Origin of the sequence: Sinorhizobium sp. NFACC03 (assembly GCF_900103435.1) — a bacterium.
Taxonomy (GTDB): Bacteria; Pseudomonadota; Alphaproteobacteria; order Rhizobiales; family Rhizobiaceae; genus Ensifer.
Genome location: NZ_FMXF01000018.1, coordinates 139856 through 149040, shown reverse-complemented (window position 1 = coordinate 149040; position 9185 = coordinate 139856). Strand labels below are relative to the sequence as shown.

The following is a 9185-nucleotide window of genomic DNA, read 5'->3' as shown; positions in this document are numbered from 1 at the left end:
CACCGTCGCTCAGCCTGTGGACGTCGAGATGGTCTTTCGAGATGTCGACCCCGATGCTATCGTTCATCATCTTTCGCTTGTCCTGTGCTTGTCATCCGGAGCCGAACTCCGGGTATCCGTTCAGGCCTCAAGGGAAAGACGAGGGCGATCCGACTCTAGCTCGACCCATCAAAAGGTCCGCAATTCCAACGATCCGACCCTCGCCGCTGCGGGAGGGCGGCGACCCTCCCGCAGCGGTTCCTTTCTGACCTGTTCGGCAGCCAATGTCATAAGACAAGCAATTCCAGGAAAAGTGTGAAACGGTTTTCCGTCCGGAATTGCGCAATTTCAAACAGTTGGAGCAATTCGCCGTTTCAATGAAACAGTGAAATGCTCTAAAGCCTGTCGCGCAAAAGTGCGCAGCGATTTTGCGACAACGACATGCGAAATATCAAGAACTTAAAGCGCACGGAGCAAATCTGAAAAATCGCGACGCGCTTTAGGTGAACCTCGGGCCACCGATGTGGCTCGTGCGCAGGATGCATCACCCCGGGGATCGGAACCGATCTCCGGGGTTTCTTGTATCTGCGGTCCAGGCGCCACGACCGCAGATGGGACCGCCCATGCCCGAACGCCCCCTTGCTCACGAATACGACAAGAACCGGGTGGTCCCGGCGAAGGCGCCGGGCTATGAAATAATCGTCAGATCGCAACCGGTCCGGGAATGTCGGGCGCAGCTTTTGCGCCACGATCACGATTCTCCGCCTGGGCGAGGCTGACGGACGATGCAATCAGCACGGACAGGCACACCCATGAATGCGCGAGCCACAGTCGACGGCCATCAGATGAGCGTCAGAACCTGGGCGCTGCTCGCCCTGCTCGGTCTCATCTGGGGCGGGTCCTTCTTCTTCGCCCGCGTGGCCGTTGCCCATGTGCCGCCATTCACGCTGGTGGTGCTGCGTCTGGGCCTGGCGGCACTTGCGCTGCATCTCTATATCCGCGGCCGCTTCGGCATGTATCAGGCACTTTCCGGACGCTGGCGTGAATTTGCGCTGATGGGACTGATCAACAACGCCATTCCGCACGCCTTCATTTTCCTCGGCCAGACCCAGATCGGCGCCGGCCTGGCGGCGATCCTCAACGCCACGACGCCGGTCTGGACCGTCATTATCGCCAACATGGCGACCGAGGACGAGAAGCTGAGTTCTGCCAAGATCGCCGGCTGCCTGCTCGGCCTTGCCGGTACCGTGGTGCTGATCGGGCCGAGTGCGGTTGCCGGCCTGTTCGGTACGACGAGCGGCGTTCCGCTCTGGGCGCTCGTCCTTCCGGTGCTGGCCGCCGTCAGCTATGGCCTTGCGGCAACCTACGGCAAGCGCTTCCGAAATCTTGCACCGCCGGTGACGGCCGCCGGCCAGCTCACCGCTTCGACGCTGATGATGCTGCCCGTTGCGGCCTTCACGGATGCGCCCTGGACCTTGCCGATGCCGCCAATGGAAGCAACGCTTGCCATCCTCGGCCTCGCGCTCGTCTCGACCGCCTATGGATACATTCTCTTTTTCCGGATCATGGCGGAGGCCGGCGCCACCAACGCTTCGCTCGTCACCCTGCTGGTACCGCCAAGCGCGATCCTGCTCGGCTATCTCTTCCTCGGCGAAACCCTGCAGCCGGCCGATGTCGGCGGAATGGCGCTGATCGCCCTTGGGCTCGCCGTGCTCGACGGCCGCATTCTGCGGCTCAAACGTGCCGTCTGAACGGGGAATCGAACCGCCGAATTCGTGCCCTTCTGAAGCGCTCACGCACGGTTACAAACGTTTATATTAACCTTGCGGAAGCGATTGTGAAAAAAATGTGGCAGCCCGAAAAAGATAAATATCTCAATATTATAGCCCTGTGAATAAGGCCGCTCCCCCTCACGGATTTCGCACTGCAGCACAAGTTTCGCTTTAACACATCGTGATTTCGCCCTATGTTTTAACGCGTTAACGCAGGGAGGGTCATCCATGGGCCTTACACATTCGCTGAATGTCCTCATGATCAGTGCAGCGTTCGTATTCGTGGCCACGATGCTCTTCATCTGATGAGCGGCTGCTGAGAGTCCAAACCGAATAGGGACTTAAATTTCCGGAAATCCATTTTGCAGCACCAAGCAAACTAGACCGCCAAGAGAGCAAAGGGTCTAATCGCTGCGACAAACAAGAAAGCGCCTGAAGATCGATCTTCAGGCGCTTTCTTTTTGATGGTATTTCCGCCCGGGAAATCGGGTTCGGATCCTGGGTTCAGGCGGCGGCGCCCGCCGCCCTCGCCCGTGGCGCTTCGTCGAGAGCATCGTTCGCCTCGAGCGCCACCTGCTCGAAACCGACGAGATCCAGGACCGCGGTCACCAGCGGCGAACGGTTCATTGTGTAGAGGTGGAAGTCGCGAACACCGCGTCGGGCGAGATCGACGATCTGCTCGGCAGCGATATGGGTCGCCTCCTTGAAACGCTCGACCGGCTGGTCTTCCAGATGCACGAGCCGGGTGACGATCGCCTCCGGCACGCTCGCGCCACAGAGGCCGGCAAACTTCTGCACCTGCGCCAGATTGTTGATCGGCAGGATGCCCGGCACGATCGGAATGTTGATACCGGCGCGGCGCACCCGTTCGAGATAGCGCTCGAAATCGTTGTTGTCGAAAAAGAACTGGGTCAGTGCCCGGTTGGCTCCGGCATCGACCTTGCGCTTCAGCATGTCGATATCGGCGGCCACGTCAGGGCTCTCCGGATGCTTCTCCGGATAGGAGGAGACGGAAATCTCGATATCGTCGCCCCGCGCGCGGATCGCCCGCACCAGGTCGGTGCTGCTCGCATAGCCGTCCGGATGCGGCTGATAGGCGCTGCCGATGCCGCCCTGCGGGTCGCCGCGCAGCGCCACGAAATGGCGGACGCCATAATCGATGTACTCATCGATGACCGCATCGACTTCCGCCTTCGGTGCGCCGACGCAGGTCAGGTGCGCGGCCGTATTGGCAAAGCCCTTCTCCTCGACCATCCGCCGCACGGTCGTCAGCGAGCGCGTCTTGGTCGAGCCGCCTGCGCCGTAGGTAACCGTCACGAAGGCAGGACCGAAGATGGAAAGATCTCCCGCCGTCTGGAAGAGTTGCACTTCCATTTCGTCGGTCTTGGGGGGGAAGTACTCGAAGGAGAGCCTCAGATTGCCACGCTCGGCCGGATAAAGCGTCTGTGCCGTCATTCTCAAACTCCCCCTGCATGGACGCGCGGCCGCGGCGTTTCATTCTCATTCACGGCGCGCCGGTCGCGCGCCAGCCAGATCGTCACCGTCAGCTTTTCTTCCTCGGCCCCTTCCGGCGAAAGGTCCGTGGTCTTTTCGAGCACCAGGCCGGCCTTGGCGAGCCAATCGGAGATTACCTGATGCGAGAAGCCAAGGCGCGCATGGGCGTGTTCGTCGCGCAGATGCTCGAGCCCGTGCGGCGCAAAGTCGATGATGACAAGACGACCGCCCGGCATCAGCATGCGTGCAGCTTCCGCAATCGCCGCCTCCGGCTCGTCGAGGAAATGCAGCACCTGGTGAATGGTGACGAGATCGAAGGCGTGCCCGTCGAGCGGCAGGTTGAAGATATCGCCATGCCGGATCGACGCCTTGGTGATGCCGGCGCGTTCGAGATTGGAGCGCGCAACGGCCAGCATGTCGCGGCTGGCATCGACGCCGACGCCGCGACGGTAGAGCCCTTCGAAGAGCTGCAGGATGCGCCCGGTGCCGGTTCCGAGATCGAGCAGGCTCTCGACCGGTTCGTCGCCGACCATCTCGCGCAGCTTCGCCTCGACGTCGCGCTCGCTGACATGCAGGCGGCGAAGCTCGTCCCAGCCAGAAGCGTTGCGGCTGAAATAGGCCTGCGCCTTCTCGGCCCTCGCCTTCTTCAGCGTGGTCAGCCGCGCCGCATCGCGCGAAAGCACCGCGTCGTCAGCAGACGCCGACGCCAGCATGGCCCGCACGAGCCCGACGCGGGCGCCATCCTGCCTGAGACGGAAATAGGCCCAGGCGCCTTCCTGATAACGATCAATGAGTTCGACTTCGGCAAGCAGCTTCAGGTGCCGCGAAATACGCGGCTGCGATTGCCCGAGAATTTCGGTAAGATCGGTAACGGTGAGGTCGCCGGCGGCAAGCAAGGCGACGAGACGCATGCGGGTCGGCTCTCCTGCCGCCTTCAGCACGTCCACCAGCGCATCCAGACCCAGTTCTTTCTGAACAGCCATCGCGATCCCCATCAACACATAAAGATATGTTTATGTGATTTGCGAGGTCGGTGCAAGCGGATTTGCGCGGAAAGGCCGAACAATGACGCTTGCGGAACAGGGCATGCAAAGGAAAACGGGCGGAGCCTGCGCTTCGCCCGTTCCCGTACAATAGACTTTCAGTTCCAGCGTTCGCGGCGCTGCCGCGGTGCGCTGGGCGCCGCAAGGAAATGCGGCGCCTTGGCTCTGATCAGCGCGTCAGGCGCTTGTAGGTGACGCGCTTCGGGTTGACCGAGTCCGGGCCGAGGCGGCGGATCTTGTCCTTCTCGTAGTCTTCGAAGTTGCCTTCGAACCATTCGACCTGGCTGTCGCCTTCAAAGGCGAGGATGTGCGTTGCCAGGCGGTCGAGGAACATGCGGTCGTGGCTGATGATAACGGCGCAGCCGGCGAAGTTTTCCAGCGCGACTTCGAGTGCTGCGAGCGTCTCGGTGTCGAGGTCGTTGGTCGGTTCGTCGAGCAGCAGCACGTTGCCGCCGGCCTTCAGCATCTTGGCGAGGTGAACGCGGTTGCGCTGACCACCTGAGAGGTTGCCGACCTTCTGCTGCTGGTCGCCGCCCTTGAAGTTGAAGGTCGAGCAATAGGCGCGCGAGTTCATCTCGTACTTGCCGAGCTTGATGACTTCGGCACCGCCGGAGATTTCTTCCCACACGGTCTTGTTGCCGTCGAGCGCATCGCGGCTCTGGTCGACATAACCGAGATGCACAGTGTCGCCGATGCGGATCGAGCCGCTATCGACCTGCTCCTGGCCTGTGATCATGCGGAAAAGCGTCGTCTTACCGGCGCCGTTCGCGCCGATGATGCCGACGATGCCGCCCGGCGGCAGCTTCAGCGACAGGCCGTCGATCAGCAGGCGATCGCCGTAGCCCTTGGTAACGCCCTCCATCTCGATGACCACCTGGCCGAGACGTTCGCCGACCGGGATGATGATCTGCGCGTCGCCCGGACGCTGGTTTTCCGCCGCGTTGACCAGTTCGTCATAGGAGCGGATACGTGCCTTGGACTTGGCTTGGCGGGCCTTGGGGCTCGATGCGATCCACTCCTGTTCGCGGGCAATCGCCTTCTGGCGGGAGGCCTCTTCACGGCCCTCCTGCTGCATGCGCTTGGCCTTGGCGACGAGATAGGCCGAGTAGTTGCCTTCGTAGGGAATGCTGCGGCCACGGTCGAGCTCGAGGATCCAGCCGGTGACGTTGTCGAGGAAGTAGCGGTCGTGGGTGATCATCAGCACGGCGCCCGGATATTCGCGCAGGTGCTTTTCGAGCCAGGCGATGGTCTCGGCGTCAAGGTGGTTGGTCGGTTCGTCGAGCAGCAGGAGGTCCGGCTGCGAGAGCAGCAGCTTGCAGAGCGCGACACGGCGCTTTTCACCGCCGGAAAGGCTGGTGACGTCGGCATCACCCGGCGGGCAGCGCAGCGCTTCCATGGCCATCTCGACCTGGCTTTCGAGATCCCAGAGGTTCTGGCTGTCGATGATGTCCTGGAGCTTCGCGCCCTCTTCCGCCGTCTCGTCGGAATAGTTCATCATCAGTTCGTTGTAGCGCTCGACGATCGCGGTCTTCTTGGCAACGCCTTCCATCGCGTTCTCAAGCACCGTCTTCGTCGGATCGAGCTGCGGCTCCTGCGGCAGATAGCCGACGGTGGCACCCTCGGCTACCCAGGCTTCGCCGGTGAATTCCTTGTCGAGGCCGGCCATGATGCGCAGAACCGTCGACTTACCGGCGCCGTTCGGGCCGAGGATACCGATCTTGGCGTCCGGGTAGAACGACAGATGAACGTTCTCGAGAACCTTCTTCGCGCCGTAGGACTTATTAAGTCCGGCCATATGATAGATGAACTGACGTGCCATAAGGGAATGCTCCGCAGGGAAAGGAAATTTGCCCGCTATGTAGGCGAATTATAGGAAGGGGGCAATGAGCAAAGGCATTCGCCCCGGCTTGTCCCCCCACCTATCCCATGCGGCAACCCTGCGCCTCCAGCGCTTTCGCTGCCGAAGAACAGTGCCCGCGAAGCCGGTCAGCTTCGCCCGGCCGTATCGGCAATACCCTTGGCGCATTTGAATTCGGTCGGTCCCGCCGCCTGGATCAGCGGTGCAAGGCTGGACGCCTTCATGACGTCGCCGGTCAGCCCGATCGTCAACCCGGTGATGATGCTGCGCCCCTGAACCGTCTGGCAGCGCATGCGCACCCGGTCGCCGGCGCCAGTGCCAAAACTCTGGTCGAAGGCCTGCTTGATCGTCGCCTCGTCGAGTTCGGAGCCGATGCGCTGGCGAAAGAGCGCGCCGACCGCCGAGCGGTTGAGCTCCTCCAGCATGCGCAGCTGCGCCGAGAAATAGTCGTCGACCGAGCCGCTCTGGCAGGTGCCGCTGCGCAGCCACTGGTGCCGGTCGAGGCCGGATTGCACGCCGGGCATGGCGATCAGCAGCCGCGCCGCCGTGTCGTCTGCCATTGCGAGTTTCGGCAGTTCAAGCCAGCTGCCCTTGCGATCCTGCGCACGCACCTCGGCCGTTACCCCGCAATAGCTTTTGCGCAGGGGCCAGAGGCCATGCAGCGAGAGATTGATGGCGTCGAAACGCTCTGCGGTCTGGCTTTCGCATTCCTTGCGTTGCGGCCGCGTTTCGCAGAAGCCCGGCTGCCAGCTCACCGCCAGCACATATTCCGTGCGGCTGGTCGTGCCTTCGGAACCCCCTTGATCCGACATTTCCTCGCCGGCAGCAAAGGCGGCTGGCGCAAGGAACAGCGCCAACGCCGCCAGCAGTCCTGCCATCGGACCCGATATCGCCTTACAGAAACTAACCATGATATCCTCCTGCGGAAACAAAACAGGAACGAATATCGCTCAAAACGGGAAAATTGCAACTCTTAATTAAGATGAGCGCACATTCGCTTGTGACCTCATGCGCAACGAGCAACAAGCGGTGATTGCCTTTGCCTTGCAAATCGATTTGATATCGAAATGTCTGTCGTTGTTGCCGGGGGAAATCGTGTTCGGGCAGGTGAAGACACATCAGAGCCCGACCGGAGCCACCTTGAGCTGGCGCCATTTCCCCGCGACCGCTCATGCGCGCGGCATCCTCCTCATCAGCCACGGCCTTGCCGAACATTCCGGCCGCTACGCCCGCTTTGCCGAAGCGATGGCCGCGCATGGCTTCCAGGTCTATGCCCACGACCATCGCGGCCATGGCGAGACGCGCGCGCCAGACGCCCCGCTCGGCATGTTCTCGAGCCGCGACGGCCTCGACAAGATTTTTGCCGATATCCGGGCTGTGCGCGAAATCGCGACCGCCGCCCATCCGGGTCTTCCCGTCATCCTCTTCGGCCATTCCATGGGCGGGCTGATTGCGCTGAACGCAGCCGAGGCTGATCGCGGCCTCTATGATGCGCTCGCCGTCTGGAACTCCAATTTCCGTCCCGGCCTCGCCGGCCGCGGCGGCCAGATGATCCTGAAAATCGAGAAGGCGCTGAAGGGTTCGGATGTGCCGAGCCCGCTCCTGACCAAGCTCACCTTCGGCATGTGGGGCGGCGCGATCAAGGATCGCAAGACCGACCTCGACTGGCTCTCGCGCGACGATGCCGAGGTCGCGAAATACGCGGCCGACCCGCTCTGCGGCTTCGACGCGACCGTCTCGCTCTGGCTCGACCTTTTCCGCCTATCCTTCGGCGGCGCCCGGCCCGACCGGTTGGCACGGCTCCGCAAGGACCTGCCCATTCATCTCGTCGGCGGCAGCGCCGACCCGTCAACCGAGATGGGCAATGCCATTCGCTGGCTCGGCGCCAAGATGAAAGCGGCCGGTCTGACCAACGTCACCGTCACCGTTTATGACGGCATGCGCCACGAGACCCTCAACGAACTCGGCCGGGAACAGGCGACGGCGGACTTCGCCGCCTGGTGCTTGGGCGCCATCGCAGGCAGGCGCTGACCGGAAATATCATGGCCGACATGTCTCTTCAAAAGATCGCCACGGACCACAACCGCATCTCCTTCGGGCTGACGCTGATGGTGATCTCGGTGCTCCTGTCGCCGCTGATCGACATCTTCGCCAAGCTGGCGATCGCGACCGTCCCCTCGGCCGAAATCACCGCCGTCCGGTTCCTGCTTCAGGTCGTCTTCATCCTGCCGATCGTGCTCTTCCGCGGCAGCCTCTTTGATCTCACCTGGCGCAAGACCGGGCTCCATGCGTTGCGCGGCGGCCTCCTGGTCGTGACGATGCTCTCCTTCATCACCACGCTGAAGGTGATGGAGGTTGCCGACGCAATTGCGATCTTCTTCGTCGAGCCGATCATCCTGACGATCCTCGGCAGCATCTTCCTGAAAGAGACCATCGGCTGGCGGCGTTACACCGCCTGCGGCGTCGGCTTCTTCGGCGCGCTGCTCGTCATCCAGCCGAGCATGCAGGAGGTCGGCTGGATCGCGCTTCTGCCCGTTGTCGCCGCCTTCGGCCTTGCCGTGTTCCTGCTCGTCACCCGCATGGTCGCGCAGAACGAGGACCCGTGGTCGATGCAATTTCATGCTGGCATCTGGGGCGGGCTCTTCTGCCTCGTGCTGCTTTATTTTGGCGAAGGCACGGGTTCCGGCATTTTCGATCCGGTCTGGCCGCAGGGCTACACCTGGTACTATCTGCTCGGCGTCGGCGTCACCGCCACCATCTCCGGCGTGCTCGGCGTCTACGCCTATCGTGCGGCCCCGGCTTCAGTGCTGGCGCCGCTGCAATATCTGGAAATCGTCTCGGCGACGATCTTCGGCTGGCTCGTCTTCGGCGATCTGCCTGATGCACTGAAGTGGCTCGGCATCGCCATCATCATCGGCTCCGGCCTCTACATCATCTGGCGCGAGCGCCGCATACACAAGGACACGAGCGTCGCTCCGGTGTCGCCAGCCATCTGACAACAACAATCAGACTACAAAAGAAAGACCATCGGGAGGAAGA

At 62.1% G+C, this 9185-nt stretch carries 7 protein-coding genes; 3 read left to right on the top strand and 4 right to left on the bottom strand.

From position 1 onward, the window contains the following. Positions 1-791: 791 nt before the first annotated feature. A complete protein-coding gene (locus BLU35_RS21900) occupies positions 792-1730 on the top strand; it encodes a DMT family transporter (RefSeq protein WP_058321864.1) in 939 nt (312 codons plus the stop codon). A gap of 525 nt (positions 1731-2255) precedes the next feature. Here BLU35_RS21900 and metF read toward each other — a convergent pair. From metF to BLU35_RS21880, 4 genes are all read right to left on the bottom strand, one after another. Next, on the bottom strand, positions 2256-3206 hold the full coding sequence (metF, locus tag BLU35_RS21895) for a methylenetetrahydrofolate reductase [NAD(P)H] (protein WP_093234449.1): 951 nt from the start codon (positions 3204-3206) through the stop codon (positions 2256-2258). Positions 3207-3208: 2 nt separating this feature from the next. Further along, positions 3209-4228, bottom strand: coding sequence for an ArsR/SmtB family transcription factor (locus BLU35_RS21890; RefSeq protein ID WP_093234459.1), 1020 nt, complete (start codon positions 4226-4228; stop codon positions 3209-3211). Between the two features lie 229 nt (positions 4229-4457). Then, positions 4458-6107 carry an energy-dependent translational throttle protein EttA gene (ettA, locus tag BLU35_RS21885; RefSeq protein WP_057253423.1) on the bottom strand — a complete coding sequence of 550 codons (1650 nt, stop codon included), beginning with the start codon at positions 6105-6107 and terminating at the stop codon, positions 4458-4460. Between the two features lie 167 nt (positions 6108-6274). Further along, positions 6275-7057, bottom strand: a complete 783-nt coding sequence (locus BLU35_RS21880) for a ribonuclease T2 (RefSeq protein ID WP_286161580.1) — start codon at positions 7055-7057, stop codon at positions 6275-6277. Positions 7058-7241: 184 nt separating this feature from the next. Between BLU35_RS21880 and BLU35_RS21875 the strand changes: the two genes are divergently transcribed. Together BLU35_RS21875 and BLU35_RS21870 are read left to right on the top strand one after the other, a co-directional pair. Beyond that, positions 7242-8177, top strand: a complete 936-nt coding sequence (locus BLU35_RS21875) for an alpha/beta fold hydrolase (protein WP_093234458.1) — start codon at positions 7242-7244, stop codon at positions 8175-8177. Between the two features lie 11 nt (positions 8178-8188). Further along, complete coding sequence (locus tag BLU35_RS21870; protein WP_057253414.1) at positions 8189-9142, top strand: DMT family transporter; 954 nt, start codon at positions 8189-8191, stop codon at positions 9140-9142. Positions 9143-9185: the final 43 nt, after the last annotated feature.

What these genes read in the sequence shown, in the direction of transcription:
- BLU35_RS21900 (WP_058321864.1), top strand. Translation starts at nt 792, where the DNA reads ATGAATGCGCGAGCCACAGTCGACGGCCATCAGATGAGCGTCAGAACC.
- metF (WP_093234449.1), bottom strand. Translation starts at nt 3,206, where the DNA reads ATGACGGCACAGACGCTTTATCCGGCCGAGCGTGGCAATCTGAGGCTC.
- BLU35_RS21890 (WP_093234459.1), bottom strand. Translation starts at nt 4,228, where the DNA reads ATGGCTGTTCAGAAAGAACTGGGTCTGGATGCGCTGGTGGACGTGCTG.
- ettA (WP_057253423.1), bottom strand. Translation starts at nt 6,107, where the DNA reads ATGGCACGTCAGTTCATCTATCATATGGCCGGACTTAATAAGTCCTAC.
- BLU35_RS21880 (WP_286161580.1), bottom strand. Translation starts at nt 7,057, where the DNA reads ATGGTTAGTTTCTGTAAGGCGATATCGGGTCCGATGGCAGGACTGCTG.
- BLU35_RS21870 (WP_057253414.1), top strand. Translation starts at nt 8,189, where the DNA reads ATGGCCGACATGTCTCTTCAAAAGATCGCCACGGACCACAACCGCATC.